The following is a 26,149-nucleotide window of genomic DNA, read 5'->3' as shown; positions in this document are numbered from 1 at the left end:
CCGTTACTCGTCAAGTGGAATGAAGCGCCATCGGTCCAAATCAAGTTGTCCGTTGTCGGCGACCTCGACGCCTTCGCCCCGCAGGTACAGCATTTGGAGCATGCGGCCTTCTTCTTGCTGGATTCCAATTTCCCCCCGGGCGTTAACCACCCGGTGCCAGGGTAGTCCGTGCTTGCCGCTTGAGGAATGAAGAATGCGCACGACCTGCCTGGCCCCTCTCGGACTTCCGGCCAGCCCGGCGATTTGACCGTAAGTCATGACATACCCTTCCGGAATGCCTTGAATGATCTCGATCACCCGCTGCGAAAATGGATTCATCCGCTACCTCCTCTACTTCGAGACAAACCGGTTGCCGCCGATCCAAAAGCGCCATGGATAATCGCGGGCTTCGCCGCTGTTCTCGATCCCAATCCGGGTGCCGGTCTCCACCGGCCCGAACGCTTTTCCTTCGGCGATATAGAGCGGCGATTCGAAGAGCGGCCTGCCGTAATCGTCCATCGTAATGCCGAGCGCTTTCGTCAGCTTCCCCGGGCCGCTGGTCAGGTCCCGCTCCTTCTTATCCTGGCCGCGGCGTTCGTACATGAGCTCCGTTCCCGTGCATGGCTCGACCGCCCGAATCAATACCACCTCGGGATGGTCCACCGGCCCGCTGACCACATTGAGGAGACAATGCGTATGCATCACATAGGTATAGGCGTGGCCGGGAGGGCCGAACATCACTTCCGTTCGGGCCGTCCTCCGGTTGCCGAAGCTGTGCGCCGCCCGATCTCCCGGGCCGATGTAGGCCTCGGTCTCGACAATCCAGCCCGATGCCGTGCCGGCTTCGGTCTCCTTCACAAGCAGCATACCGAGCAAGGAACGAGCCAGCTCCAGCGTCGGCTGTTGAAAAAATGAAGCGGTGACAGGTTGAAACGACATAACATGCACCTCACATCTTGGGATCAACCGGCCGATTTCTCCTTAAACACAAATTGTAAATGGAAATACCTCCTCGAAGCAAGTTCGTCGCGAAAAGAAAAACGCCGTTAAGGAAAAGGAACATATCGCGTCCCCCCTTAACAGCGCTTCGGTTTAGAGCAGACCCATCAGGTTAAACCAGCAGCCTGCCTTTGTCTAAAATAAGCACGTCGTCGATATAGACGTCTGGCCGGTTCACGACCAGATCGATGTGGACTCCGGCTTCGACCGTTCCGCCGAACGTGTGGTTGCTGCCGAAGGCCACGTGGATCGTGCCGTACACCTTCTCGTCTTCCAGCACGACGCCGGTAATTCTGGCCTTGTCGTTCGTGCCGATGCCGAACTCGCCGAGGAGCCGGCCTTGGCCGTCGCCGAGCTTCCGAAGCAGCTCCGTGGCCGCTTCTCCCTCCGCCTCGGTCAGGCGTCCGTTTTCCACCGTGATCGTCACCGGGCTATAGAGCTTGCCGATGTCCGCGATCGAACCGTCGACCACGAGTTGTCCCGAAGCGGACCCTTCAAGCGGGGCGATATAGCCTTCTCCGGACGGCAAATTCCCCGACTCGCCCGGATTCACGTAGACGCCGGTGCTCGGAATGCCGCTGCGTCCTTCGATGGAAAAGGTCAGCACCTTGCCGTCCTTCTCGATCCGTACCCGCTTGCCGCGGCTGAGGAGGTCGGTCACCTGCTCGGTGACCTGTTGGACTTTATCGTAATCGGCGGCTATCGCGCCTTCCAGGAACATATCCCGGGTAATGCCCGGCATTGTTGCCAACCGGGCTCCTTGCGCGACCGCTTCTTTGCGCGCTTTCGTATGGGTAAGGGAATGCTCGGTCGCACAGATGACGACATCGGCCTGCTTCATCGCCTCGCTAACCGGAGACGGCGGTTCTTGTCCCGACTTCTCCCGCTCCTTCATCACCATCAGCATCGCCTCGGCGCCGAGCTGCTTCCCCGCCTCGTATAACGCTTCGCCGATGTCTTTCTTCCGGTCGTCGGCGACCACCAGCAGCTTCTCGTGCGGCTTGAGCCCGAGGCAGCTTTGCAGCAGGCCGGAGCTTACTTTGACCAAAGACGTATCCATAGCCTAACTTCCTATCTTGCGAATTTGACTTGCCTTTTCAGATCATTTCCGAAATCACCTTGGCCATCAGCGCATTGGACAAAATCACAGGCAGCCCCGTATGCCTCGCGACAAACGTCCGCATCGCTTCCGTATATCCCATGCAATCGAGCAGTACGATGTCCGCCTGATCCTTCAGCTGCGCGCATGCGGCAAGCGCCTGCTTTTCCCTGAAATCGTACGGCGAAGCGGCCGCGATGAACGGGTCTAGCCCGCGATGTCGCCACTTCTCCGCCAGGGCTTCCTGCTGCTCGGCCAAAGGAACAAGGACGCCGAACCGCATGCCGCGGACCATGGCGGCGACAATTGGGGCAAGCAGCTCGTCGGGCTCCAGCAGACGGGCATTATTCGTCGTCAATCCATCGAATACCCCCGTGCAGAGAACAAGAATTTGCCGGCAGCCAAGCTCTTCGAGCCAATCGATCTTTTGCTGGAGCACCGGCGCGATTTTTTCCCTTGCCATCACGACGGCGTCGCCGCTCGCCAGCCGCGAGGTCAGCACATAATGTTCCGGGTCCGGAGACAGCGAGACGGCGATCTCTTGCTTCGTCATCCCATCCAGAACGCCGACCTGGAGCAGCTCAACCCGATCTCCCAAGTGCCGCTCCAGAATCGGAGTCACGTCCGGGCGGGGCGCTTGCCCGATGGTAACGGTACCTAATTTCTTCACTTCAGCCATCTCCATTTCTGCCGGCGCATCCACTCCGGACCGGGTATTAGGCGTTGACGGACGTGCCGCCCATTGTCTGAAGAACCTTCATCGAGCCGTAAAGCTGCTGAATTTTCGCAAATTCGTCCTTGCTGTAGAAAGAGCAGGTCCCGTTCGTGACTTCCTTCGCCGTTTCGACGGCAAATTTCACCGCGGCGGCGATATCCACCTCATGGCTCGCCCCCGTGCCGCAGCCCGGAACGGTCGATTGCGCGGTGATCGCCAGCCCGACGACCGGCGCACTCGTGGCGACCGCAGGCTGCAGAATGCTGTTGATATGGTACAGATCGTTGCCGTAAGGCGTAATGTCCTGCATCGTAATCGGGAAGGTGACCGGGTACTGACCGGTCGTCATCTCCATGATGCGCAGCAAGTCGTCGCTGATCCGCAAAATATAGCCTTCCTTCACCGTCGGCGAAATCGTGATGCCTTTATGGTTAATGACTCGGTTCCCCTTCGTCGTATCGATGGACAGAATCGCTTCCATCTCCGGCACGACCTCATATTGATTCATGGTCAGTATATCGACAGGAGAGTCCATAAAATCGACCGGCTCATGCGGCCGAGTCGGCGCATCCGGGCAGATATGGGTCGTGACGATCACGTCACCCCGGAGATGATCACCCTTCCGCTTCATGTCCGCGAGCTTCAGCGCGCTGGCTACCGCAGCCACGGCGCCGTCCGCATCGGATACGATGCCGATCCGGGACGGGCGGGCTCCGATGCCGCCGAGGCGTCCGATAATGCCGAACGTCGGCGCGGACCCACCGTTCCGCTTCCCGTTCGTGCCCGGAATAACGATTTTGACAAAATCGGTCGAGCCCTTCTCTCCCCGTACCGTCTGGACGGAGACCTCTACCTCCGGATAGGCTGCGAACAGCTCTTTGATTTGGTTTCCGTTAACATAGGCGCTATCCATCGTTTCATAGACAAGCAGCGTTTGCTGTAAAGACATGGTGTCATTCCCCTCTCCTCTTCAAAAACTTGCGTTTTTCCGAACGATCGGCAGACGGCGATCGGCGATCAGCGGGCGGGAATGCTTACATTCCTTGTCAGGATATCGGATGACGCCGTCCGGCGACCGACGAGATGCTCAGCTTATGCAGGCAGGCTTCAATCTCGTCGCGCTTTCTGCGCATCATATCCAGCACCTCCGACACTTTCGCTTCCGGCATCCGATACTCCGGTCCGGCGAGCGTAAGCGACGCCACGATTTCACGCCGCTTGTTAAACATCGGAAGCGCGATCCCGAACGTCGCGTCGGAGTATTCTCCAACAGAGTAAGCCCAGCCCGCCTTGCGGATCGCCGCCAAATCCTCCATCAGCTTCTCCGGATCGATGACCGTCTTGCCGGTCTTGGGCTTCAAGCCCTTGTCGATGATCGTCTCCTGATCGGCCTTCGGCAAATACGCCATAATGACCTTATTGGAGGCTCCGGCATAGAGCGGCGTCCGGTCTCCGACCGAGGACATCGCATATTTGATCCGCTGCTGGCTTTCCGCGATCTCCACACAGATGCCTTCATGATCGTCCAGCCAGGTGAGGAACACGGATTCTCCCGTTTCCTCGGACAATGTATGCATAACGGGCAGGATCACATCGGAAATACGGAGATTATCCCTAATAATCGAACCGTATTCCCACAGCTTCGTTCCCAGCTCGTACTTTTTCGTTTCGTCGTTTTGAATCAGGAAACCGCGGGACTCGAAGGTCGTCAAGATGCGGTGGACGATCGAGTGGCTCATGTCCATCTCTTTCGCCAATTCCCGCACGCCCCAAGATGGCGTTTCCCTTGTAAAATATTCCAAAAGCTCCAGCGCATTATCTAATGTTTTCAGCATGACAGCTTAGCCCCCAAACCCATAATTGCCCATCACTTTTAAATTTATCATGAATACAAGTGACAAGCCACGCTCCGCCCGGGAGAGACTTCCTTCCACTCGGGCGGGACGCTCCCGCATTCGGGCTTGGCGACCGGGCACCGGGTATGGAACGCGCACCCGGCGGGGGGATTTTGCGGATTCGGCACGTCGCCGGTCAAAATAATTCGCTCCCGCTTCGTCTCGGGATCGGGCACGGGCAGGGCCGACATCAGTGCCTGCGTGTAAGGATGCAGCGGCTTGTCGTACAGCTCCTGCGTCGGCGCCAACTCCACCATACGGCCCAGGTACATCACCCCGACCCGGTCGCTGATGAACTTCACGACGGACAGATCATGGGAAATAAACATGTACGTGAGCGAAAACTGCTCCTGCAGCTCTTGCATCAGATTGAGCACCTGGGCCCGGATGGACACGTCCAGCGCGGATACCGGCTCGTCGCATACGATGAACTTCGGCTTCAGCGCGAGCGCGCGGGCTATCCCGATCCGCTGCCGCTGCCCGCCGGAAAACTCGTGCGGGTAACGGTGAGCATGGTACGAGGACAGTCCTACGACTTCCATCAGCTCCGCAACGCGGCGTTTAAGCTCGTCTTCGGGCAGCTTCTCGTGCGTACGGAGCGGCTCCTCCAGCGTCTGCTGCACGGTCCACCGCGGATCGAGCGAAGCGTACGGGTCCTGGAACACGATTTGCATCTTCGTGCGGAACTTGCGCATCTCCTCCGGCGACAGCTTGCGCACGTCGGTTCCCTCGAAGAAAATGTCGCCTTCGGTCGGCTCGATGAGGCGCAGAATGGAACGACCCGTCGTCGATTTGCCGCAGCCGGACTCCCCGACGATCGCCAGCGTCTCGCCTTTTTCGATGGTCAAGTTGACGCCGTCGACCGCCTTGACGACGCCGACCTGTTTTGAAAATAAGCCTTTGCGGATCGGATAGTGCTTCTTCAGATTGCGAATCTCCAGCAATGCGCTCATAATAGTCCCTCCTGAACGAGCAAGCAGCGGCATTTGTGCCCGGCCTCGACCTCCGTCAGCTGTGGAGGCACGGTATCGCATGCATCCGTCCGGAAAGCGCAGCGGGGAGCGAACCGGCATCCTGTGGGCATCTCCGCCGGATTCGGCACGCTGCCCGGAATCGGTTCCAGACGATGCTGCTCGCCCACAAGCTGCGGCAAGGAAGCCAGCAGCCCCCGGGTGTACGGATGCTTCGGCCGCCGAAACAGCGTCTTCACGTCGGTTTCCTCGACCACCTGACCGGCATACATCACCACGACCCGCTGACATGTCTCCGCCACGACGCCGAGGTCATGGGTTATGAGCAGCACGGCCGTCCCCTGCGCTTCCTGCAGCTCGCGCATCAGGTCCAGAATTTGCGCTTGAATCGTTACATCGAGCGCGGTCGTCGGCTCGTCGGCGATCAGCACCTCGGGGCCGCAAGCCATCGCCATAGCAATCATGACCCGCTGCCGCATCCCGCCCGACAGCTGATGCGGATATTCCATGGCGATCTGCCCGGGACGGGGAATGCCTACCTTGGTCAGCATTTCGACCGCCCTGCTCCAGGCTTCCTTCTTGCTCACCTTCATGTGGAAGCGGACCGACTCTGCAATTTGCGAACCGATCTTGAACACCGGGTTGAGCGAAGTCATCGGCTCTTGAAAAATCATCGCCATCTTGTTGCCGCGAATTTTTCGCAGCTCGGCGGCGGACAGGGAGAGCAGGCTTGTACCGTTATACCGGATATCCCCGCCGGCAATTCGGCTGATCCCCTTGGGAAGCAGCCCCATGATCGACATGGAGGTAACGCTTTTGCCGCAGCCCGATTCGCCGACGACCCCCAAGGTCTCCCCCTTGTGAAGCACCAGATCGACCCCGTCAACCGCCCTCACTACGCCGGAACGGGTGACGAACTCCGTTTGCAGTCCCTGCACCTCTAGTAAAGCGTTCACTGCCCCGTCCTCCTTTCTGGGTGGTTACCGTCATACCGTCAGTTGCCGTCGGTCGTGCCCAAATATTTAAGCGCGGTCAGCGCGTACACTTTGGCCGCTTGAACGACTTGCCAAACCGGCGCGCGCTCGTTGAAGTTATGGATCGTGGACAACTCCGCCGGCCCGTACTGCAGCACCGGAATCCCATGGTTGCGGAAGTGACGGGCATCGCTCGACGCCCACTGCAGCACGCCATAAGCTTCCTTCCCGCTGACATCAGTGATGCTTTCGACCAAGTAATGCACGATCTCCTCCGTCGAAGGCGTCCAGTTCGCATTGCCCCGGAAGCCGATCGGCTTCAGCTCGGCGTCGATTCCGACTTCAAGCAGCAGACGCTTTGCTTCCTTCAATACATCGCGGTAGTCGATGCCGAACGGCACGCGCGAGTCGACCTCGATCGTGCAGCGGTCCGCGACCACGTTCGCTTTCGTCCCGCCGTGAATCGTTCCGATATTGACCGTCACGTGATCGTAAACGGCGCTGACATCGGTCTTCTCCCGCTCGCGGACATAGTTCTTCGAAATCTCGATAATTTCGCGCATTTCCTCGGGAATGTTCGGCTTCATGTCCGTCAGCCGCTGCAGCACTTCGATCGCTTTGGCCGCCTTGACGATGGCGCTATCGCCCTTGAACGGCGACAGGCTGCCGTGGCCCGGCGTACCTTCAACCGTAAATTCGAACCAGGCGCTGCCTTTTTGACCGATGGTCGGATGCTCCGGAGAGGACGGCTCGGCGATGACCGCCGCCGTCCCCGTAATCAAGCCCCGCTCCAGCACCCACGGCACGCCGAAGTGTCCTCCCGTTTCCTCGTCCGGCACGATAAATAAGGAGAGCTCCCCCGCCAGCGGCACGCCGAGACGTTTCAATAATGCGGCGACGAAGATCAGTCCGCCCAAGCCGCATTTCATGTCCGAAGCGCCGCGGCCGAGAATGTAGCCGTCCTTCACCTCCCCGGCAAAGGGAGGGAAGTCCCAGCGGGACAAGTCGCCCGCCGGTACGACATCGGTATGCCCGCAGAAGAGCAAATGCTTATCGCTCTTCGTCCCTATGGTGGACAGCAGATTGAACATATGCTGCTCCGACTCGTGCGCGGCCGTCTCGATTCCGGCTTCCTTCAAGTAGTCGGTAATGAACTTGCTGATGTCGCGGGTATCGCCCGGCGGATTTTCGCTTGGAAATTGAATCAATTTACAGCACAAGTCTATAAGCTCGTCCTGACGTTTATCGATTTCTTCCAATACCGTCTTTTTCCAATCCATCGCTTTAGCCTTCCCTTCTGCCTGGAACTGTTACTGCCCCTTGCTCATCGGATAGAAGCGGAGAATTTCATCCGGGTAGTACACGTAGCCCTTCAGGTTTTTGTTCATCCCCACAATGCGGTTGTATTCGTACAGGTACAGCCAAGGCGCGTCCGCCGTAATCAGCTCCTGCGCTTGCTTGTACATCTCGTTGCGCTTCGTTTGATCCGGCTCGTTGTTGGCTTTTTCCCACAGCTCGTCAACCTTCGCGTTCTTGTAGTTTCCGTAGTTCGAGGTGCCTTTTCCGTACAGCAGGAAGCCCAGATGGTAGCTCGGATCGTTGACGAAGGACGTCCATTTGGAGATATACGCCGTCAGGTTGCGCTCTCTTTGCATTTGCAGGAATTGGGCGCGCGCGACCTTTTGGATGTTCATCGTCACGCCGATTTTGGCGAATTCGGCCTGCATCAGGACGGCGTCATCCTCCCAGTCCTGGAAGCCCGATCCAAGCGTGAGGTCGAAGCTGAGCCCGTTCTCGTAGCCGGCTTCTTTCAGCAGCTGCTTTGCTTTGTCCAAGTCGTGCTTATAAATAAATCCGGAATCGGAGTACCCCGGCGTGTTGCTAGGTACCGCGCTTTTCAGCTGCTTGGCCTGATCGTACATAACGTCGTGCACCAATTGATCGTAAGGAACGGCGTAAGCAAGCGCTTGTCTGACTTTCACGTTGTCGAACGGCTTCTTGGTCGTATTGAGCGCAAAATACAGAATCCGGTTGCTCGCATCGGACTTGACCGTCAGGTTGGCGTTGTTTTTCAGATCGGCGACGTCCTTCGGAGGAATCTCGATCGCGAGGTCGACATCGCCTTTGCCGAGCAGCATGACCCGGTTGGAAGCTTCCTTCAAAAACTTCATCGTCACTTTGTCCACCTGCGGAGCGCCCTGCCAGTAGTTTTTGTTCGCCGTCATGACGGCTTCCGAGGCCGGGTCCCACTTCTCGATGGCAAACGGACCGGAGCCGGCTGCATTTTTGGCCAAGAAGTCGTTGCCCTTCTCTTTGATCACTTTCTCGTCCAGAACGGAGAAGTTATAAAGCGCCAGCATTTGCAGGAACGTATGGTTTTCCTTTTCCAGCTGAATGCTGATCGTCTGCGCGTCTTTCACGGTGTAAGCTTTAATGCCGGACAATTGGTAGAGGAAGCTGCCCGCTTTGGAGTTTTTCAGATGATCAAGCGAGAAGGCGACCGAATCCGCCGTTACCGGATTCCCGCTCTGGAACTTGGCGTTCTCCTGTAGCTTGAAGGTGTAGGTCAGCTTGTCATCGGATACGGTCCAGCTTTTGGCCAGCATCGGCTTGATCTCGTCGGTCTTCGCCACCTGCCCGCCGTCCACGGTTTTGACCCCGTACGTCACCAATTGATCGTACGCGGCGACGACCAGCGTGTCGGAGGTCAGATCGCTCGCTTCGGCCGGGTCCATGGTGGTGCCGCCATCCGAATAGGCGATCGTGATGATCTTGTCCTTCTTGCTTTGCTCCGGCGCGGCGGAGGCGTCGGGCTTCTGGTTCGCATTCGGGCTGCAGCCCACGGCCGTCAAAAGCAATGCGCTCGCGGCAAGTCCGGCTAACCATTGGTGCTTCTTCATGTGTTCTTCCCCCTCAAAGTTGTCAGATGGTCCAGCATATCAAGTTATTTGCTTGAGCGAAGCCGCGGGTCCAGCACGTCGCGCAGACCGTCGCCAAGCAAGTTGAAACCGAGAATTGAGGTGGCGATGGCCAGTCCCGGAAAAGTAACGATCCACCAGTCGCCGGAAATAATGTAGCCGCGGCCTTCGGAGATCATGGCGCCCCATTCCGCCGTCGGCGGCTTGACCCCAAGCCCGAGGAAGTTCAGGCTGGCCGCCGTCAGAATCGCGAAGCCCATGCCGAGCGTCACCCGCACCATAAGCGGAGCCAAGGCGTTGGGAAAAATATGCCGGAACAAAATGACGGAGTCCTTCAAGCCGATGGCCCGTCCCGCTTCGACGAACTCTTTCTCCCGCAGAGAAATCGTCTGCCCGTGCATCAACCGCGCGAATTCGGGGACGCCGACGATACCGACGGCAATCATCGCGCTGGTCAGTCCCGGTCCCATGGAAGCGGCGATTGCCATCGCCAGCACCAAGGAAGGAAATGCGAGCAGCATGTCCATGATCCGCATGATGATGTTGCCGAGCATCCCGCCGTAATAAGCGGCGATCCCGCCCAGCGGAACGCCGACGCAGAAGGAAATGCCCACGGCGATCAGGCCGGACCAAATCGTAATTTGCGCTCCGTAGAGCACCCGACTAAGGATGTCCCGGCCGAAATTGTCCGTCCCGAACCAATGCGCCGCGCTCGGAGCCTGAAGCTTGACCGCCGTATTCGTCTCGTTCGGCCCGTACGGAGCGATAGCCGGCGCAAGCAGAGCCAATACGGACCAGATGACAATAAACGCAAGGCCGATCACGGCCAGCCGGTTGCGAAGCAGCAGCCTGAACGTCGCCGCCGCCTTGCTGCCTTCCCGCGTCTTCGCCTTGGCAGCCGGAATGGAAGCTGTAAATTTACTCACGTGTCGATCTCTCCTTTCCCCGGCGGTTATTCGTATCGAATTCTCGGATCAATGAATCCGTAGAGCAGGTCCACCGCCAAATTGATAACGCTGTACAGAATAGCGCTGATCAGAGTAAATGCCTGAATAGGCGCATAGTCGGTAGCCAGGATCGATTCGGTCACATAGCCGCCGATCCCCGGCCAGGCGAAGATCGTTTCGGTAATGACCGCGCCGCCCAGCAGATAGCCGAACTGCAAGCCGAGTACGGTCAAAGTAGGAATTAACGCGTTCACGAGGGCGTGCTTCAGAATGACGGTGAGCTCGTAAATCCCTTTGGCCCGAGCCGTGCGGATAAAGTCCTGTCCGATCACTTCCAGCATGCTGGAGCGCATCATGCGGGCGATAATCGCCATGGTGCCCGTACTGAGACAGATGGCAGGCAGAATCAGATGTGACAGCGCTTTCTGAAAAGCAATGAAATCCCCTGAAAGCAGACTGTCGAGCAAGTATAATCCGGTAACATGCGTAGGCGGGTTAATGTCTTCGCCGATGCGGCCCAGCGGCGCCGGGGCCCAGCCTAATTTGGAATAAAAAATGGAGATGAGGATCAATCCGAGCCAGAAGACGGGAACACAGGCCCCGATGAGCGAGAAAATACGCGAAATGTGGTCGACGACCGATTCTTTCTTTGTAGCGGCGATAATTCCGACGGGAACAGCGACGAGGACGGCAATGATAAAGCTCGCAATGGTCAGCTCCAGCGTAGCGGGGAAGCGCGTGGCAAAATCGCCGAGCACCGTATTGCCCGTATGCCAGGCCAGTCCGAAATCCCCTTGCAGCAGCTGCTTGACGTAATCGACAAATTGTACGTAGAGCGGATTGTTCAGCCCCATCTCTTGACGAATTTTCTCGACTACAGCCGGAGGGGCTTGTTCGCCTGCCAGCATCACCGCCGGGTCGCCGGGCAGGACTCGCGAGATAATAAACGTAATCAGTGCAATCCCGATCAGCCCCGGAATCATAAACACGATTCGCCGAAGGATGTAGTTAACCACCATCTCTTACCCCCTTTTTGTAAAAATAAGTAACGGCATCGTAGCTATTGTGTGCATGGAAGGAGATGTTCATGTAGCGTCGTCCGTTCATCCCAAATAGGTCCTTCCCGCGTCACTTCCGGGCTCCAAGATGATGGAAGCTTATAAGACCTCTCCCTTCTTTGTACCGATTATCGGTACAGTGGTTCTTTTTTAAATTTTTTGTTAATTTCGATTATACTCACTTTTCTTAAAAAATCAATCGTTTTTCACAGCTTTTTTGACTACCAATGTGAGTTAAGGTGACACAAAAATTTTCCATTGGTTAAAAAAAGCCCTACGGGATCGATTCGATCCTGTAAGGCTGTACCTCTTCTCCATTTTCCGCCAAGCATATTTCGTCCAGAATGGTTCATTCTATACCACGTACGCCAATTTTCCAGTAAAGGAGCAAGTTTATGCCAGCGACGATGACCCCTCCCGCTCAGCAGACGCAGCCGCCGATTCCCGTTCCGCCGCGTGTGATTACCACGAAAGATTTGCTCTACCTGAAGGATGCGCTGTCTTGGGAGCTGTCGGCTTTTAAGAAATTTCATTTTTTTGCCCAGCAGGCGACCAATCCGCAAATCAAGCAGGCGCTCGACAAAGCCGGACAGATGCATCAGCGCCACTATGAAAAGCTGCTTACGCATCTGCAAGTAGACAACAACGCCGCTATGGCTAGCCTGCCCCGTCCGTCGCAGCAGGCGCAGCAGGCGTCCCAATAATTCCAAGGAAGGAGGATGCAGCCGATGCCAGGCCAGCAAGCCCAGAACCCTAATGAAATCGCCAATCCGCAAAGCGGACAGCTGCCGCAGGTCAAAGGACCGGAGATGAACGACCGCGACTTCCTCAACGACGGACTGGCCACATGCAAATTGTTAACCGACAACTTCAACGTAGCCGTCCGCGAGGCCAGCCACGAGCAGCTTCATACCGATATGCTCCAGATTTTGACGGAAACGCATCAAAGCGCCCGCGAGCTGTTTAACCTGATGTTTCAAAACGGATGGTATAAGCTGGAGGCCGAGGAGCAGCAGAAGGTTCAGCAAGCGCAGCAGCAATTCAGCGGGTATTCGTCGCAGTTCCCTTATCAGTGAATTAAGAAAGCTCCTGCCTTTTTGCGGCGGGGGCTTGTTTTGTTTTACCGGAGCTCTTGCTTGAGAAATTGATACAGCTTCGCCCCCGCCAGCTTCAAAGGAACCTCCGACGTTTTGCAGAGCAAGCCGAAGGTCATCTCGATGAGTTCGCCGCTTATGGCCCGGGCCGTCGTTCCTTCCGGCAGCGAATCTACGGTAATCTTTGGTACAAGCGCAATGCCCAATCCGCCGGCGACATAATATTTCAAGGCCGTCATGCTGCCGATTTCCATCGTGTTTAACGGCATGCCCCCGGAATCCTGCATGACCATCTCAAGCTTACGCCGATACGGACAAGTGCTTGAGGTGATGAGCAGCGGATGCTCCCGGATCTGATCCGGTTCGACGACCTCCTGCTTCGTCAGCGGGTGGTCTTCGGGCATCAAGACGAGAAACGGCTCTTTGAACAAAGGCTCGAAGTAGAGCTCGGTTCCCAAATCCGGCGCCGAGCAAAGGGCCAAGTCGATGTCGCCTTGAAGCAGCCGCTCGCTCAGCGACGGCGTACTTCCGAATTCCACCGCAATGCGAATCTTCGGATAGAGGTTTAGAAACTTCTTCAAAATGGCCGGCAGCCGGTAGCTTGCCGTCGGTTCCGTCACGCCCAAACGAAGGCTGCCCGCCATGCCCCATTGCAGCTCGGCCATATTTTGCTGTACCCGCTCCATGTCTCTGACGAGAGGCAAACTTTGTTCGTAGAGCAGCCGCCCCGCCTCGGTTAACCGGATTTTCTTCCCGCGCTCGATCAATTGAACGCCCAAGTCGGATTCCAGCTTCTGCATCTGCATCGTAACGGTAGACTGGGCATAATTCATTTGTTCGGCGGCGCGGATGAAGCTGCCGTGCTGTACAATCGTCTGAAACGTTTTTAGCATTTTCAGGTCCATTTTTATCCCTCGGGCTATTGAATTCAATTTTTATGAACTCTGCATTCGCTTAATTCAATTATACAGAATGCGATTCCTGACGTACAATCGCCTTATAGTAAGCAACGAAGGATAGGGAGGGCATTTTCAATGAATTTGCGTAATAAAGTAGCACTTGTAACGGGCGGAGGTACGGGGATCGGCAGAGCGGCCTGTCTTGCATTGGCTGAGCGAGGAACGACGGTCATCGTCAATTATTCGCGATCTGCTGCCGACGCGGAAACAACGGTTCAGAGCATCAAGGACATGGGCGGACAAGCGGTGGCGATCCGGGCCGACGTCTCCCAAGACCGCGAGGTGCGGCATATGGTCGATCAGGCGGTCCGGCAGTTCGGGACGGTGGACCTGCTCGTGAATAATGCCGGAATCACCCGGCATATTCCGATGGAGGATCTGGAAGCGGCGACGGACGAGGTATGGGACGAGCTTTACAACGTCAATGTGAAGGGGATGTTTTTCTGCGCGAGAGCCGTGGCTCCTTTCATGAAGAGCAACAAGCAGGGAGCCATCGTGAATGTAGGCAGCATCGCCGGGATCACCGGATTAGGCTCTTCGCTTCCGTATGCCGTATCGAAAGCGGCCGTTCACGGCCTGACGAAATCTTTGGCACGCGCTCTGGCGCCGTATATCCGCGTCTCCTGCATCGTTCCCGGAGCCGTCGCGACCCGTTGGTGGGACGGCAAGGAAGAGCAAATGAAGCGGCTGGCCCCACAGCTATTGCTGCAGCGCATTTCCACGCCCGAGGATATCGCTCGCATGATCTGCGCCACCTTGGAGCAGGAGGCCATGACCGGCCAGATCATTACGGTGGACAGCGGGCAGACGCTGTAATGGGAATGGTCCGCGGCTCTTCGGGGGTAGGCCGTGCCCTGCCCCGTAGAGCCATACCCGTAAAAGTGTTACCCTACGAGGTCCGTAAAAAATACCAATGGAACCTGGTACTGTAGTCGCTTGGGTTCTAGAGCTGGTGAACCAGGGGACCCATACCTATCGTTTGAGAAGCCAAGGACCTCGAAAATAAATTCGAAGAAAAACAAAAAAACGGCTCTTGCCGCGAATAAGAGCCGTTTTTTTTCATTGTTCCACGAATTCAAAATCGCCGTCCAGAGTTAATAAGAGTGGAAAATAGGAACTGGGACTGTTATCCCAATAGTTCCATACCATCCATAAAAGTCTACGTAAGTGCCTGCTCCTTTGTCTGTGTTTATAAGCATCCATGCTCCTGCTGCTGCAACGGCGGTCACCGCAGAAGCAAACCAAGCAGGAGGAGTCACCGAAAAGAAAAGCATAGTTGCTTGCATAGCAGCAATTGTTCCTGCAACAGATGCAGTATATAAAAGAACATTGTCCTTAAATTTTTGAACAAATTCATGAGAGAAGTGAATCTGAGTTCCCCACCAAGCAATATCAAAAGAAAAATTATCACCTAAATTGATAGCAGCACGTTCGAATTGTGTCGGTACTAATGTACCGTTGCTGGAGACAGACAACTCCTGTGCATGTTCTCTCACAAAAGCATTCGTCTTTTCGATTACTTCTTTGGCTGTCTGAATGTCTGCTTTACTTAAGATTTTATCTGCTTCTTTGGTCAAATAAAACTGTTTAGCAGAATCAATTTTTACATACGGATTAACCTTATCGATAAAATCCTGTGAAAGTTGTGAAATTGCCTGATCAGCTTGAACAGTAACTTCTGGAGGAGCAGCAAAAGCAGAGCCGACCTGACTTCCCAATAAAGCCAAAGATAAAGACGAAGCGACAATAATTTTTTTCATCCCAAAAACATCCTATTATTTAGAAATAAATGAATATTTCTTCCAACAAATTAATATTATCAATATAAGGATATATTTTCAATTAAAACCTAGATATATAAAATTTTTTTAGTTAGCATAGCGCAAGAAATTCGATAATATGGTAAAATTTAAACAAACTTAAAAGGGAGAAATTATACAATGAAGCAAGTACTACTTAATTTTTTAAAAAAAAGACTGCCATGGAATATTTTGAATTTTATTATTTTATTCACAATTTTGCCTAGCATTTTGAACGTAGATCTTCAAACATCTCTTATGGTAGGATCAATAGTTTTTATCGTAGTGGGTTTAATAGAAATTACTGCAATGGCACTGTGGGGACGAAAATAGTTGATCAATAAATTGAACAGAAGGGCTAAAAACCACCACGTCAATCGGTACTACAGACTAAGTGGTTTTTTGGCTTAGTTTCCCGTTTTGTTTACTCTATAAAAAACAATCGCTCCGTAACAGTTTCTCAACTTGCTCGTCGCTATAGCCGAGCTCTGCCAATCTTCGGGTGGAGAACCCTCCGCTTGTTGATGCTCTGTATACCGCGTCATGTAATCCTTTATGCCGCAAAGCTTTTCGAAGATTGAGCCCATGCGGGCAAGGTAAAAAATTCGCCCTTAGCTTTCCCGAACAAGAACGTCGGTGGGATAAGTTACAGTCCGCTAAAAAAAGAAAAAGCCGGACCGTCCCAAGCTCGTCGCTTGGGCAAGTCCAGCCTCAAGATACAGATATATTTCCTGCCTCTATGTTGAGAATTCCCGCCTCGCCCAGCATCGCTCCGGCAATCGTCAGAAAGTCCTCCCGCGCGATCTCGAAATGGCCCGAGCGGAGCTTATACCCCCAATACCGGTTTTCGCGCGTAAAGCTGAGCCGATCCAGCAGCGGGGCGATTTTCACTTCGCTGCAGGGCACATAGCGGATATCCCGGCGGAACGGCACGAAGGAATCGGACATCCGGTATTCGTAAACCCGGTCGTCCGCCACCCGTCCGACGGCGGTAAAGGCTTGCAGCGGCTTCCCTTCCTTCATGTCAGTACGCGGAGAATAATAAATGAGCCAGTCTCCGGGGCGCATCCTCCGGAGCGGCGCGGATTTGCCGTGGCAAAGCTGGGCGAACCCGCCCTGCACGCCCCGGCTTACATGGGAAGCGGAAACGACGCCGATCCAGTAGCGTTCTTGCCCGGATACCGATCCGTCCGGCATTTGTCATTCCTCCTGTTCATTTCAATCACAGTTAAGCGTTAAGCAAAAGAGCTTGCTTCAAACGGTCCTTCTGCAGAAGATGGTGGCGGTAATGCATTTCGACGAGCCTGAACCATTCTTCCGCGGTCAGTCCCCCAAATCGGGGATGTGCGACGGTATGGTGCAGCGGCGCATTTTCCAGCTTTAGCGCAATCTCGTTCATACGGCGCACGACAGAACTCAGCCCTTCGACAAGCTGCTCTTTGCTTTCCGGCTGCTGAGGCGTGTATTGCGGTGAAGGCGGCACCTGAATGCGCACCGGCGGAAAGCTTCCTTGCTCGAATATGGCTGCCCCCACCTCCGTCTTTTCGCCTGCGGATACGGCGTCATTCCCCTCTGGTGTCAGACAGCGCTCCGCATTGGCAAGCTGCATGTACAATGCAGCATTGATCAAATGCTGGTACATTTGTCCGAGCGACCATTCGTTCTCCCCCGGCTGCCGCTTCAACTGTTCCATACTGAACTCTTCCAGCTCTTGAATATAATGCTCTGTAATTTCCTCAAAACTCCGCAAAATTTCCGTTGTATTCATAGCTTATCCCAGCTCCTTTTCATCATCTGCTCTTACTATACAAAAACGCTACTGACAACAGTATGTCAGTAGCGCTCCAACATCTTTTCGGCTTCCTGCCGGACCCTGATCTTCAGCGCCTCGGGCTCCAGTACCACGGCATTCGCTCCCCAGCCGAGCACCCAATTCAGCAGCTCCTCGGGCTGCCGGACGCGAAATGTGATGACCAAGCCTTCCTCCCGATCCTCGAAGGTTTCCAGATAAAAGCTGCACGTTTCCTTTACCCGATCCACGATCGCCGGATTTGCCAGAATACGCACCCGCACGTTCCGGTCATCCGCAGGCAAGTAATCCTCCAATTGAAAATCAGGAGGAAACAAGAATGGGTCCTCCAGAACGGCCAAGCCGTTCATTCGGGACAACCGGAAATGGCGAAGCTCTTGCCGCAGCTCGCAATGCGCAAGCAAGATCCAGGAGCCGCGAACAAGGATAAGCCCGTAAGGGGCGGTCGTGCGGTGGCTATGGCGGTTCCCATCCACCTCCGGCCTGTTCTTCGAGTAATGGAACTTCACCTTCCTCCGCTCCAATATCGCTTGCCGCAGAGCTTCCAAGTACTGCTTCTCCCGCCCGCTGATCGGCGCATCACCTGCAGCCAGCAGCCGCATGGTCGCGCGGACCCGGGACGCCTCGCTGTGGACACTCTCCGGCAAGACGGCTTCGATCTTCCCCCGGGCGCTCTGCGCCTTCGCGCCATACCCGGTATCGAACTTTTGTTCGACGAAGTCCGTTCCGATCAGCAGCGCTACCGCTTCTTCCACCGTAAAGCTCACCGGAGGCAGAAAATACCCCTCCATCAAGGAATAGCCCTGCCCCGGAGCGCCGACAACCGGAACCCCCGCCTCGCTAAGCGCCTGAATGTCCCGGTAGATGGTTCGCGTACTCGTCTCGAAGCGGGCCGCCAAATCCTCCGCCCGCAATACCCCTTTGCGCTGTAACTCGATGACGATGGCTAACAGACGATCCGTTTTGTTCATCGCTGCGTCCTCCTCTCTTCTATAGGAGCGAATTGTACGATTTCGCCGCAGCCTTACTTGTTATCCTCATCTTATTACAATAACCCGACGAAAAACATAAGGTTTTTGGAATTGGCGCTTCTCCGCACTGATGTTAAACAGATTTTTACTATTCATTCTCCTGTATTTGATGCTAGACTTAAACATAAGAATCTAGCGTGCAGCAAGGAGGTCACACACAATGTCAATTGTCCCGAGCTTACTGGAGTTCAATAAAAAATTCGTTGCCGAGAAACGGTATGAAGATTACTTAACGGACAAATATCCCGATAAAGAGGTCGCCGTGCTGACCTGCATGGACACGCGGCTTAGCGAGCTGCTTCCGAAGGCGCTAGGCTTCAAAAACGGAGATGCGAAGTTCATCAAAAATGCGGGCGCGATTTTGACCCAGCCGTTCGGCAGCGCCATGCGCAGCCTTCTGGTCGCCGTCTACGAGCTGGGCGCGCGCGAGGTGATCGTGATCGGACACCACGGCTGCGGCATGACGGAGATTGATCCGGCGAGCATGGTGAACAAATTCGCGGAGCATGGCATCGATCCGTTAGTGATCGAGACGCTTGAGCGATCCGGCATCCGCATGGAAAAGTTTTTGCGCGGCTTTAGCTGTGCGGAAGAAGGTGTCATGCACAGCGTCAAAATGATTCGCAGACATCCGCTTTTCCCCCAAGCGATCCCTGTTCACGGCTTCGTGATGGACCCCGAGACCGGGGCGATCGAGGTCATTGTCGAGGACTACCGGGAAGGCTGACCCGGTCATAGCATGGAAACCTCCTGCTTTCCTAAACATTCGAAACGCGGCAACGAGAATGCCATACATTTTCTCACAATGGTGGTTATCATCATGAAGGGGGACGTTTTGTGCGAACTTCCAAGCTTTTGATGGTCATTTTTACGGCTATGATGTTTATTGTTATTTTCCCTTGGCATACACGTGCGGCAGGTAATGATGCCAATGCCGATCTGACGAGCATTCATCAGGGCGCAGGGGCGCTCTCGCCCGCTTTTTCGCCGTCCGTGACGGAATATTGGGTAAAGATGCGCAGCTCCGAACAAGGCTTTTACACCGCCGCCATCCCTGCGAATTCCGGGGCGACGATGGCGTACTCGATGAACGGAAGCTCCTGGATCACGATGAGCGAAAATGCGTCGACCGGCTATATCGCGACGAACCGGGGAGAGAACACCTTTCAAATCAAAGTCACCTCGGCCGATTCGTCAACGGTCAAAACGTATAAGATCCATGTGTACTTCCCTGCGACGAACGATGTGGATTTGAGCGATTTGCGTATAAACGGAACGGCGTTAACCCCGCCTTTCCAACCTTCCACAACGAGCTACACGGCAAGCGTTCCTTATACGACGAGCAGCCTGTCGATCACCGGGGTGTTGGACGACCCCGCCGCCTCCTTCAGCATCAACGGAACGGCAGCTACTGACGGGACGGCGTCCGCTCCCGTTCCTTTGAACGTCGGAAGCAATACGATCGCGGTGCAGACGACATCGAATGATAAAACGGCCAATAAAACGTATGCGATTACGGTCATGCGGGCTGAGCCGGGCACGAATGCGGAGTTGAGCGCATTAACCGTATCCGGGAGCACGCTAAGTCCGCCTTTTCAACCGTATCTTATGGGATATGTTCTGACGGATGTCGGCTATGCGACCCAGGAAATGACGGTGACGCCGACGGCAGCCGATTCGGCAGCAACCGTGCAGCTTCAAATTAATGACGGAGGTTTCACAACGGTTAGCAGCGGCTTGCCCAGCCAGCCGTTTGCCGTGAACGTCGGGGGCAACCGCATCCAGGTCAAAGTGATCGCGGAAGACGGAACGAAAACGAATACCTATAACATGACCGTGAAACGGCAAAACAACAACGCATGGTTAAGCGGGCTGGACGTGGCCCCGGGAACCTTGAACGAAGCGTTCGCATACGATAGGCTGGCTTATACGATGGCGGACGTCCCTTACTCCACGTCCAGCTTGACGGTAACGCCCGCGTTATCCGATGCGAACGCCTCCGTCTACGTTCGCGCCAACGGAGGCAGCTACGTACCGGCGGCGAACGGCTCTCCGGCGACCCTGCCTCTGACGGTGGGCAGCAATACGCTGGAGATCAAGGTACTGGCCGAGGACCCGTCCGTGGAAAAAATATATACGCTCACCGTAACGAGATTAAAAAATAGCGAGGCCAGCTTGTCCGGCTTAACCGTTTCGCCCGGATACCTTGACTTCTCCGGCCAGGTAACGGACTATTCTATGACGGTAAGCCGCTCCGTCCCATCGCTCACGGTGAAGCCCGTCCTGCCGGATGGCAACCCGGTCGCTAAGATTCAGGTCCGCGCCAACGGCGGCAGCTACGTTCCCGTTCAGAGCGGCACGGACAGCCCCGCGCTGCCCCTGATCTCCGGCGTACAAAATGTCATCGAAGTGCTGGTCACCGCACAAGACGGGACGACCCGGGTATACACCATTCGCGTGTCTCAAGCCGGAACGCCGGTATTGACGAAGCTGGTCATAGACGGGATGAAGGTGCGACTGACCTTCTCCGAGCCCTTGCAGTCCGTCGCGGATGCGACCTACTTCAGCGTCGCCAATATGAGCCGCAACACGGCGCTGTCGGTAACCGATGTCGTCTACACGCCGGGAGCCGCTGAAGTAGGCTTCACCACGAGCGGCCTGCTTCAGCCGGGGGATGATCTGGAATTCCGTATCCAAGCCGGGGCGGTAAGCAGCTATAGCGGGGAGACGAACGCGGTCGTGAGCCTCAAGGTAGTCTACGGAGACCCTATTCAGCAAATGCAGCGCAGGCTGGCCGATCTCGATACCGACCATGACGGGATTGGCATCCGTGAAGTTCTCGCTTATCTGAACTCGCTGTACGGGCATAATGACTTGAACGGAGACGGTCAATTTACCCGTGAAGATGTGGCGATTGTATTGAAACAGGTCGGGGCGAAATTCGTTTCTCCGCAGCAATCATAGAAAGCAGCCGTTTCCCGGCATCGGGGGACGGCTGCTTTTCGCTCATCCGGAGGCGCAATTGAACCGGACATAAACCCATGGTAAAATTTGTATCAATACGACTGGAAAGGCGGGTAACCGATGAGAATATTAGTTGTTGGCGCTACGGGGACGCTTGGCAGAGCTGTCGTTGACCGATTGAAGGATAACCACGAGATTATCAAAGCGGCGCGGAGCGGTGGCGATGTGACCGTAGATATGACATCAACGGAGAGCATCGCAGCGATGTACGAAGCGGTAGGAAAAGTCGATGCGGTCGTTGTCACGGCGGGAAGCGCCAAGTTTCTTCCACTGACCGATATGACCCCGGAGGATAATCAGGTTGCCATCGACGGCAAGCTCAAAGGCCAGGTCAATATTGTTCTGCTCGGATTGGATTATGTCCATGACGGCGGCAGCTTTACGCTGGTGTCGGGCATTCTGATGGACGATCCTATCGCGCAAGGAACCTCTTCCGCGATGGCCAACGGCGCCATCCGGGCGTTCGTCAAGTCGGCTGCGATCGAAATGCCGCGGGGCATCCGGATTAACACCGTCAGTCCAAATGTGCTGGAAGAATCTTGGAACGATTATGCCGGTTATTTTGCCGGATTCGTGCCCGTTCCTGCCAGCAAAGCGGCCGCCGCATATCAGAAGAGCATCGAAGGCAAACAAACCGGACAGTGCTACGAGGTTTATTAACTCTATTTCACATCGACTGCAAAAATAGATCTTGTTTGTTGGCTTTTATTCCAGTAGGCATAGATCGAGATCGTGTAGCGTCCGGGTTGTTTGGGTAAGTGCAGCCGATCGCCGTCCAAGGGCACCGCCTTATCTTCTTTTTTGCCGGCATCCGATTCGGACGCCATAGTAACCTCCAGGTGCAAGGGCTTCATGCCCTTCGGGTATGTAATGACAATATCCGATTCCGGCTTCACGGCCACCGGAGGGTATTCGGCTTGCTTGATCATTTCTGATGCCGGGCCGGGCCCTGTGTAGGGATTGAAGCAATCCGTCCAACATGCGTTGCCATCAAGCAGCGGAATCTCCTGCATCCAGACGATTCCGCTCTCGGTTTTCTTCTCATAGGCAACGGAGGGAACGGGCGCGAAGTTCCGTCCGTCAAATTTGACGCTTTGTTGCTGAATATACGTTGTCCGCTCGTCCTCCCGGTAATCAATGTCCGCTGCCATCTGTTCCGCCACGAAGCGCAGCGGGACATAGACGTGTCCGTTATAGTTGATCACGGACAACCTTTTGTCTGCCCCGTTGATGACGAATTTCTCGGACGTTAGAAAGTCCAGAGAGGAGCTTGCCCCGTAAGCCGCAACGGTAATCACTACGAATACGCAGACGATTGAAGCTATAATATATTTTCTCAAAAGATACCGTCCTTCCTTTTCCGCATCTTGATCCATTATATTACGCGGAGCGGCTTTTTGCCGCTGCTGCGACTGCAATCGTTACGGTTGCGGCATACGTCGGCTCTTCCCGCCATGCTTACTCCTTATTCGTTCAAGTAAGTTGTCGTCTTGTTCTGGATCAGCTTCGCGACTTCCTCCGCGGACTTCTGGCCGCTGAAGAACGCTTCGGACTCTTCATAGATGATGTTAAACACTTTAACATCCTCCTCAGCATAACGATCGGCCGTATGAAGGAACTGCTTGAATCGGGCAAAATCCTCCCCCGACACCTTCGCCGTTTTTCCATCCTCAAGCTTATACGCTCCGCCTTTCGTTTGCTTCTGAAGCTCGTCCAGCTTCTTCTCGTTCACCGATTTCAGGAGGGAAAATCTGTCCTGGTAGGGAGAAGACTGCACTTCTTCGGATAGCAAGAAGGCCATAAACTTCCATGCTTCCTCTTTGACCTCGGATTTGGCTTGTATCGCAAGCTCCGAGGTGGTAACGATCTTGATTCCGCCGGTTTTTCCTTCCGGGTGCGGCTTTTGCAGCAGCTTCGGATTGGAGAATTTCGCATAGGGGCCCTTGATAAAATCGGCCGGCGAGAGTATCCGCTCAGTGTAGAACAGCGGATTTTCTTTATCCGTCGCTTGGGCTATCATGATTTTGTCGTCATACAGCTTTTTAACTTGCCGCAGCATGTCCGTGAACGCGGGGGAGTCGAATTTGGCTTTCCGGGTCGCACGGTCGATCAATTGTCCGTAGCTGTCCGTCACCCTTTCCTGCAGGATGTACTCCGGCGGATTACTCTCCAAGAAATTGCGGCGGTCCTTGCCGCTCGCTGTCTGCTGCACCAGCTTTCGGCCTATCTCTTCGAATTGCTTCCAATTCCAGCTTTTGTCGTCGACCTTTATGTTGGCCTTCTCCAGAACGTCCCCGTCTCCTACGAGTGCCATCAAGAAGAAACTGGCAGGCATCGTATACAAGCCGCCGTTCAATTTCATCGCGTCCAAAACGTTCATCTGCAAGTTGCTTTTATTCACCGTTTTGTCCTGGTCCAGCATATCGCTCATGTTCAGGAGAAGCTTTTGATTCGCATATTTGTCGGTGGGTAAGCCGCTCACGTCGATAATATCCGCGCCTTTTCCCGATAGCAGCGCCGTGTTCATCGTTTTTATATATTTCTCTCTATCGACATGCTCTTCGCCCGGCTGCTTGAAGCTCTGGATTTGCACGTCGATGTCGGGATATTTCTCCTTGAATTTCTTCGCAGTCGCCTCGAAGTACGGGTTCGGCTCTTTTAGAGATAAGGTCACGACCTTCTTTCCCTCTTTCGATTTCGGCTGCTCCTTGCTTGCCGTCGTCTCATTGCCGTTTCCGCATGCGGTTGTCGTGGCAAGAATCGCGCAGGCGAATCCAAGCCCTAATCGTTTTTTCATCGTAGATTCCTCTCTTCCATCAAATGATTATATTCGTGCGCAGCTACTGCAAACGCACCCGATTGCCATCCTGCAAGGGCTCGCTGCTTTCCAGAATGATCGGATCGCCCTCGTACACGCTGCCATCCTCCGGAACCTTCGTTACTTTGTCATTCGTTTCCGTGGCACGAATTTGGACCTTGCGCACAATAAACACATCACCCAAAGCGCCTTTCCGTTCTTCCACTTTATAGATGAACTTGCCTGCGCGATCCTCATGTATGGCCTCGTTCGAAATCAACAGCCCCTCTTGCTGCGAGCGCTTCGTGAGTTTGACCCATGCCTGCTCACCTCCTTTCAGTTCGGAAGCCGCCACCTTCACGCGCACCACTTTCCGGGTGATCGTAGCTGTCTGATTGGCCTTTTTATCGGACGAGCTCGCCATGCGCGGCTCGGCATCCGCCAACTCCAGAATGGCACCTTCCAGCATGGTCGGTTGCTGATCCCCTATGGCCTGAACTTCGACCTGCACCTTGTCCTCCAGGGAAATCCCCAGATTGGTCAACAGCGGCGCATCGGCGATAAATTCGAACCGGTAGCCCCGGCTTTCGTTCGTGATCACAACATCTGGCTCTCCCGCGGAAGCCAAGCCCACGACGGCATTCAATTTCGTAACCATCCCGTCGAACGGGGCGGGAATTTCTTTTTGGCTGGCCAGACGGTCCTCCAATTGCTTGATTTTGCGTTCCTGGATGCCCAAATCGATTTTTTGCTTCTCCAGATCGCGGCTAACGCTCCGCTTCTTCATCTCGTCCGCTTCCTGTGCTGATACGATGAAGCGGTCCTGGGTATTTTGCAGCTCGATGTGTTGCTTTTCCAGTTGCGCCTTTTCATCCTGCAGTTCCCGCTCAGCGGACGAGCTGTCATAGGTGACAAGCGCCTGTCCCTTCGCCACCCGCTCCCCTTCCTTCACGTGAACCGCTTTGACCTTCCAGCCGCCGGGATTCGTTAGCTTGGCCTCCGCGATCGGCTTCAGGTTCCCGCTTCCTTCAAGCGTATAGACCAAGCCCGCGCGCGCCGGCTTCTCCGTTCTGACCTTCGGCAAGGTCAACGACTGCAGCGTATTGCCGAATAAGGTGAACAGCACGAGCAGCGCGATAAAGCTGCCGAACACCGCGCGAAGCTTTCTTTTGCGACTACGTTCTACGGGCTCTTCGTTCGGTCCCATTTCCGCGTCCCCCGCCTCCTAACCGTACAAGCTACCCCTTGATGCCGGACAGCTCGATGCCTTCGATGAAGTAAGTTTCCGCATACAAAAACAGCAGCACCATCGGCGTCATATAAAGCATGGACGCGGCGAAAGCAATCCCCCGTTCGCCTTCCTGCACTTTCGATAAATAAACCGACAGCGGCTGCTTGAGCGAATCGTCCAGAAAAACAAGCGGCTGCTCCACCATGTTCCAATAATCCGCGAACAGCAGAACAACGAGCGCCCCCAGCCCCGGCTTGAGCATCGGGACAATGATCTCGCTGAAAATCCGCACATGCCCGGCCCCGTCCATCTTGGCCGCCTCGATATAGGAAAACGGAATATGCAGCGCGAACTGCCTGAGCATGAATACGCCGAATGCCGCGAACACGCCGGGCCATATGATCGCAGACGGACTGTTCAGCAGCCCCAGCTTATCGGCCATCATATAGTTGGGCACCAGTGTCACTTGGAACGGCATAAGCATCGTCATGACATAGACGAGAAACAGCGCATCCCGGCCCCGGAAACGCAGCTTGGCGAAGGCATAGGCCGCCAGCGCGCCGACGACGGTCTGTCCCGCAATGATCGGCACCACCAGGAAGACCGAATTCCAGAACATCCTCAGAAAGCTTGAATCGAGGACCAGCACGCTCGCATACTGCTCCAGCGAGGCCAGATTCGGCAGCAGCTTTAAATTCACAAACCGGTTCGCGTTCCCTGCGGCAGCGTCGGTCATTTTCCCGATCAGTCCGTAATTGCTGCCGATTTCCCATTCGGTCATCAACGAATTTGTGAAAGAAATCACGATGGGCATTAGCAGTGCCGCCGCGATCACGGCCATGACGGCCG

Annotated in this window: 28 protein-coding genes; 7 read left to right on the top strand and 21 right to left on the bottom strand. The window is 55.0% G+C overall.

What is annotated here, in order from left to right; translation table 11 throughout:
* Positions 1 to 3: 3 nt before the first annotated feature.
* The 12 genes from QMG93_RS03840 to QMG93_RS03785 all read right to left on the bottom strand — a co-directional run bounded on the left by QMG93_RS03840 (position 4) and on the right by QMG93_RS03785 (position 11,516).
* Entirely contained in the window at positions 4 to 318 is a 315-nt protein-coding gene (locus QMG93_RS03840; RefSeq protein WP_216797063.1) for an MGMT family protein, read from the bottom strand.
* A gap of 12 nt (positions 319 to 330) precedes the next feature.
* On the bottom strand, positions 331 to 918 hold the full coding sequence (locus QMG93_RS03835) for a DNA-3-methyladenine glycosylase (RefSeq protein WP_281933675.1): 588 nt from the start codon (positions 916 to 918) through the stop codon (positions 331 to 333).
* 172 nt (positions 919 to 1,090) lie between these two features.
* Positions 1,091 to 2,038, bottom strand: coding sequence for an aminopeptidase (locus tag QMG93_RS03830; protein WP_281933674.1), 948 nt, complete (start codon positions 2,036 to 2,038; stop codon positions 1,091 to 1,093).
* Between the two features lie 37 nt (positions 2,039 to 2,075).
* Positions 2,076 to 2,756, bottom strand: coding sequence for an AroM family protein (locus QMG93_RS03825; RefSeq protein ID WP_281934198.1), 681 nt, complete (start codon positions 2,754 to 2,756; stop codon positions 2,076 to 2,078).
* 37 nt (positions 2,757 to 2,793) lie between these two features.
* Positions 2,794 to 3,741, bottom strand: coding sequence for a DUF1177 domain-containing protein (locus QMG93_RS03820; protein ID WP_281933673.1), 948 nt, complete (start codon positions 3,739 to 3,741; stop codon positions 2,794 to 2,796).
* Between the two features lie 97 nt (positions 3,742 to 3,838).
* Complete coding sequence (locus QMG93_RS03815; protein WP_281933671.1) at positions 3,839 to 4,627, bottom strand: IclR family transcriptional regulator; 789 nt, start codon at positions 4,625 to 4,627, stop codon at positions 3,839 to 3,841.
* Positions 4,628 to 4,674: 47 nt separating this feature from the next.
* On the bottom strand, positions 4,675 to 5,640 hold the full coding sequence (locus QMG93_RS03810) for an ABC transporter ATP-binding protein (RefSeq protein WP_281933670.1): 966 nt from the start codon (positions 5,638 to 5,640) through the stop codon (positions 4,675 to 4,677).
* Positions 5,637 to 6,614, bottom strand: coding sequence for an ABC transporter ATP-binding protein (locus tag QMG93_RS03805; protein WP_281933668.1), 978 nt, complete (start codon positions 6,612 to 6,614; stop codon positions 5,637 to 5,639). Before QMG93_RS03805 ends, QMG93_RS03810 begins: the two co-directional genes overlap by 4 nt.
* 38 nt (positions 6,615 to 6,652) lie before the next feature.
* On the bottom strand, positions 6,653 to 7,912 hold the full coding sequence (locus tag QMG93_RS03800; RefSeq protein ID WP_281933666.1) for a M20 family metallopeptidase: 1,260 nt from the start codon (positions 7,910 to 7,912) through the stop codon (positions 6,653 to 6,655).
* Between the two features lie 30 nt (positions 7,913 to 7,942).
* Complete coding sequence (locus tag QMG93_RS03795) at positions 7,943 to 9,532, bottom strand: ABC transporter substrate-binding protein (RefSeq protein ID WP_281933664.1); 1,590 nt, start codon at positions 9,530 to 9,532, stop codon at positions 7,943 to 7,945.
* A 44-nt stretch (positions 9,533 to 9,576) separates the two neighbouring features.
* A complete protein-coding gene (locus tag QMG93_RS03790; RefSeq protein ID WP_281934196.1) occupies positions 9,577 to 10,455 on the bottom strand; it encodes an ABC transporter permease in 879 nt (292 codons plus the stop codon).
* Between the two features lie 47 nt (positions 10,456 to 10,502).
* Complete coding sequence (locus tag QMG93_RS03785) at positions 10,503 to 11,516, bottom strand: ABC transporter permease (protein WP_413789264.1); 1,014 nt, start codon at positions 11,514 to 11,516, stop codon at positions 10,503 to 10,505.
* A 434-nt stretch (positions 11,517 to 11,950) separates the two neighbouring features.
* On the opposite strand from QMG93_RS03785, the gene QMG93_RS03780 reads away from it, so the two are divergent.
* Together QMG93_RS03780 and QMG93_RS03775 are read left to right on the top strand one after the other, a co-directional pair.
* Positions 11,951 to 12,259, top strand: coding sequence for a ferritin-like domain-containing protein (locus QMG93_RS03780; protein ID WP_281933662.1), 309 nt, complete (start codon positions 11,951 to 11,953; stop codon positions 12,257 to 12,259).
* Between the two features lie 24 nt (positions 12,260 to 12,283).
* Complete coding sequence (locus tag QMG93_RS03775; RefSeq protein WP_216797035.1) at positions 12,284 to 12,631, top strand: spore coat protein; 348 nt, start codon at positions 12,284 to 12,286, stop codon at positions 12,629 to 12,631.
* 44 nt (positions 12,632 to 12,675) lie between these two features.
* Here the strand turns inward: QMG93_RS03775 and QMG93_RS03770 are convergent, their stop codons facing one another.
* A complete protein-coding gene (locus tag QMG93_RS03770) occupies positions 12,676 to 13,554 on the bottom strand; it encodes a LysR family transcriptional regulator (RefSeq protein WP_281933661.1) in 879 nt (292 codons plus the stop codon).
* Between the two features lie 129 nt (positions 13,555 to 13,683).
* Here QMG93_RS03770 and QMG93_RS03765 point away from each other — a divergent pair, with 129 nt between their 5' ends.
* A complete protein-coding gene (locus tag QMG93_RS03765) occupies positions 13,684 to 14,424 on the top strand; it encodes an SDR family NAD(P)-dependent oxidoreductase (protein ID WP_281933659.1) in 741 nt (246 codons plus the stop codon).
* A gap of 278 nt (positions 14,425 to 14,702) precedes the next feature.
* Here the strand turns inward: QMG93_RS03765 and QMG93_RS03760 are convergent, their stop codons facing one another.
* Positions 14,703 to 15,368: a hypothetical protein gene (locus QMG93_RS03760; protein WP_281933658.1), complete on the bottom strand. Its 666-nt coding sequence runs from the start codon at positions 15,366 to 15,368 to the stop codon at positions 14,703 to 14,705.
* Between the two features lie 180 nt (positions 15,369 to 15,548).
* On the opposite strand from QMG93_RS03760, the gene QMG93_RS03755 reads away from it, so the two are divergent.
* Entirely contained in the window at positions 15,549 to 15,740 is a 192-nt protein-coding gene (locus QMG93_RS03755) for a hypothetical protein (protein ID WP_281933656.1), read from the top strand.
* Positions 15,741 to 16,118: 378 nt separating this feature from the next.
* On the opposite strand, the gene QMG93_RS03750 is transcribed toward QMG93_RS03755, so the two are convergent.
* The 3 genes from QMG93_RS03750 to QMG93_RS03740 all read right to left on the bottom strand — a co-directional run bounded on the left by QMG93_RS03750 (position 16,119) and on the right by QMG93_RS03740 (position 18,188).
* Entirely contained in the window at positions 16,119 to 16,604 is a 486-nt protein-coding gene (locus QMG93_RS03750; RefSeq protein WP_281933654.1) for an EVE domain-containing protein, read from the bottom strand.
* A 31-nt stretch (positions 16,605 to 16,635) separates the two neighbouring features.
* The gene (locus tag QMG93_RS03745; protein WP_281933653.1) at positions 16,636 to 17,175 is read right to left on the bottom strand and encodes a DinB family protein; all 540 of its coding nucleotides are present in this window, start codon (positions 17,173 to 17,175) and stop codon (positions 16,636 to 16,638) included.
* Positions 17,176 to 17,240: 65 nt separating this feature from the next.
* Entirely contained in the window at positions 17,241 to 18,188 is a 948-nt protein-coding gene (locus QMG93_RS03740) for a helix-turn-helix transcriptional regulator (RefSeq protein ID WP_281933651.1), read from the bottom strand.
* 220 nt (positions 18,189 to 18,408) lie between these two features.
* Here QMG93_RS03740 and QMG93_RS03735 point away from each other — a divergent pair, with 220 nt between their 5' ends.
* The 3 genes from QMG93_RS03735 to QMG93_RS03725 all read left to right on the top strand — a co-directional run bounded on the left by QMG93_RS03735 (position 18,409) and on the right by QMG93_RS03725 (position 21,932).
* On the top strand, positions 18,409 to 18,975 hold the full coding sequence (locus QMG93_RS03735) for a beta-class carbonic anhydrase (protein WP_281933650.1): 567 nt from the start codon (positions 18,409 to 18,411) through the stop codon (positions 18,973 to 18,975).
* 110 nt (positions 18,976 to 19,085) lie between these two features.
* On the top strand, positions 19,086 to 21,212 hold the full coding sequence (locus QMG93_RS03730) for a cadherin-like beta sandwich domain-containing protein (RefSeq protein WP_281933649.1): 2,127 nt from the start codon (positions 19,086 to 19,088) through the stop codon (positions 21,210 to 21,212).
* A 120-nt stretch (positions 21,213 to 21,332) separates the two neighbouring features.
* Positions 21,333 to 21,932, top strand: coding sequence for a short chain dehydrogenase (locus QMG93_RS03725; RefSeq protein WP_216797014.1), 600 nt, complete (start codon positions 21,333 to 21,335; stop codon positions 21,930 to 21,932).
* A gap of 2 nt (positions 21,933 to 21,934) precedes the next feature.
* Here QMG93_RS03725 and QMG93_RS03720 read toward each other — a convergent pair whose 3' ends face one another.
* The 4 genes from QMG93_RS03720 to QMG93_RS03705 form a co-directional block, all read right to left on the bottom strand.
* Positions 21,935 to 22,612: a stalk domain-containing protein gene (locus tag QMG93_RS03720; protein WP_281933646.1), complete on the bottom strand. Its 678-nt coding sequence runs from the start codon at positions 22,610 to 22,612 to the stop codon at positions 21,935 to 21,937.
* A gap of 125 nt (positions 22,613 to 22,737) precedes the next feature.
* On the bottom strand, positions 22,738 to 24,069 hold the full coding sequence (locus QMG93_RS03715) for an ABC transporter substrate-binding protein (protein WP_281933644.1): 1,332 nt from the start codon (positions 24,067 to 24,069) through the stop codon (positions 22,738 to 22,740).
* Positions 24,070 to 24,112: 43 nt separating this feature from the next.
* Positions 24,113 to 25,276: an efflux RND transporter periplasmic adaptor subunit gene (locus tag QMG93_RS03710; protein WP_281933642.1), complete on the bottom strand. Its 1,164-nt coding sequence runs from the start codon at positions 25,274 to 25,276 to the stop codon at positions 24,113 to 24,115.
* Between the two features lie 31 nt (positions 25,277 to 25,307).
* Positions 25,308 to 26,141 carry a carbohydrate ABC transporter permease gene (locus tag QMG93_RS03705; protein WP_281933639.1) on the bottom strand — a complete coding sequence of 278 codons (834 nt, stop codon included), beginning with the start codon at positions 26,139 to 26,141 and terminating at the stop codon, positions 25,308 to 25,310.
* Positions 26,142 to 26,149: the final 8 nt, after the last annotated feature.

The sequence above is a fragment of the Paenibacillus tyrphae genome (assembly GCF_027925525.1).
Taxonomy (GTDB): domain Bacteria; phylum Bacillota; class Bacilli; order Paenibacillales; family NBRC-103111; genus Paenibacillus_G; species Paenibacillus_G tyrfis_B.
This window is presented reverse-complemented; position numbering and strand designations above follow the sequence as displayed.

Excerpts from the sequence above, each read along its gene's own strand:
- QMG93_RS03780 (WP_281933662.1), top strand. The coding sequence starts at position 11,951 with ATGCCAGCGACGATGACCCCTCCCGCTCAGCAGACGCAGCCGCCGATT.
- QMG93_RS03725 (WP_216797014.1), top strand. The coding sequence starts at position 21,333 with ATGAGAATATTAGTTGTTGGCGCTACGGGGACGCTTGGCAGAGCTGTC.
- QMG93_RS03835 (WP_281933675.1), bottom strand. The coding sequence starts at position 918 with ATGTCGTTTCAACCTGTCACCGCTTCATTTTTTCAACAGCCGACGCTG.
- QMG93_RS03795 (WP_281933664.1), bottom strand. The coding sequence starts at position 9,532 with ATGAAGAAGCACCAATGGTTAGCCGGACTTGCCGCGAGCGCATTGCTT.
- QMG93_RS03765 (WP_281933659.1), top strand. The coding sequence starts at position 13,684 with ATGAATTTGCGTAATAAAGTAGCACTTGTAACGGGCGGAGGTACGGGG.
- QMG93_RS03740 (WP_281933651.1), bottom strand. The coding sequence starts at position 18,188 with ATGAACAAAACGGATCGTCTGTTAGCCATCGTCATCGAGTTACAGCGC.
- QMG93_RS03760 (WP_281933658.1), bottom strand. The coding sequence starts at position 15,368 with ATGAAAAAAATTATTGTCGCTTCGTCTTTATCTTTGGCTTTATTGGGA.
- QMG93_RS03785 (WP_413789264.1), bottom strand. The coding sequence starts at position 11,516 with ATGGTGGTTAACTACATCCTTCGGCGAATCGTGTTTATGATTCCGGGG.
- QMG93_RS03840 (WP_216797063.1), bottom strand. The coding sequence starts at position 318 with ATGAATCCATTTTCGCAGCGGGTGATCGAGATCATTCAAGGCATTCCG.
- QMG93_RS03715 (WP_281933644.1), bottom strand. The coding sequence starts at position 24,069 with ATGAAAAAACGATTAGGGCTTGGATTCGCCTGCGCGATTCTTGCCACG.
- QMG93_RS03755 (WP_281933656.1), top strand. The coding sequence starts at position 15,549 with ATGAAGCAAGTACTACTTAATTTTTTAAAAAAAAGACTGCCATGGAAT.
- QMG93_RS03775 (WP_216797035.1), top strand. The coding sequence starts at position 12,284 with ATGCCAGGCCAGCAAGCCCAGAACCCTAATGAAATCGCCAATCCGCAA.
- QMG93_RS03710 (WP_281933642.1), bottom strand. The coding sequence starts at position 25,276 with ATGGGACCGAACGAAGAGCCCGTAGAACGTAGTCGCAAAAGAAAGCTT.
- QMG93_RS03830 (WP_281933674.1), bottom strand. The coding sequence starts at position 2,038 with ATGGATACGTCTTTGGTCAAAGTAAGCTCCGGCCTGCTGCAAAGCTGC.
- QMG93_RS03800 (WP_281933666.1), bottom strand. The coding sequence starts at position 7,912 with ATGGATTGGAAAAAGACGGTATTGGAAGAAATCGATAAACGTCAGGAC.
- QMG93_RS03735 (WP_281933650.1), top strand. The coding sequence starts at position 18,409 with ATGTCAATTGTCCCGAGCTTACTGGAGTTCAATAAAAAATTCGTTGCC.
- QMG93_RS03745 (WP_281933653.1), bottom strand. The coding sequence starts at position 17,175 with ATGAATACAACGGAAATTTTGCGGAGTTTTGAGGAAATTACAGAGCAT.
- QMG93_RS03810 (WP_281933670.1), bottom strand. The coding sequence starts at position 5,640 with ATGAGCGCATTGCTGGAGATTCGCAATCTGAAGAAGCACTATCCGATC.
- QMG93_RS03770 (WP_281933661.1), bottom strand. The coding sequence starts at position 13,554 with ATGGACCTGAAAATGCTAAAAACGTTTCAGACGATTGTACAGCACGGC.
- QMG93_RS03750 (WP_281933654.1), bottom strand. The coding sequence starts at position 16,604 with ATGCCGGACGGATCGGTATCCGGGCAAGAACGCTACTGGATCGGCGTC.
- QMG93_RS03820 (WP_281933673.1), bottom strand. The coding sequence starts at position 3,741 with ATGTCTTTACAGCAAACGCTGCTTGTCTATGAAACGATGGATAGCGCC.
- QMG93_RS03825 (WP_281934198.1), bottom strand. The coding sequence starts at position 2,756 with ATGGCTGAAGTGAAGAAATTAGGTACCGTTACCATCGGGCAAGCGCCC.
- QMG93_RS03705 (WP_281933639.1), bottom strand. The coding sequence starts at position 26,141 with ATGGCCGTGATCGCGGCGGCACTGCTAATGCCCATCGTGATTTCTTTC.
- QMG93_RS03815 (WP_281933671.1), bottom strand. The coding sequence starts at position 4,627 with ATGCTGAAAACATTAGATAATGCGCTGGAGCTTTTGGAATATTTTACA.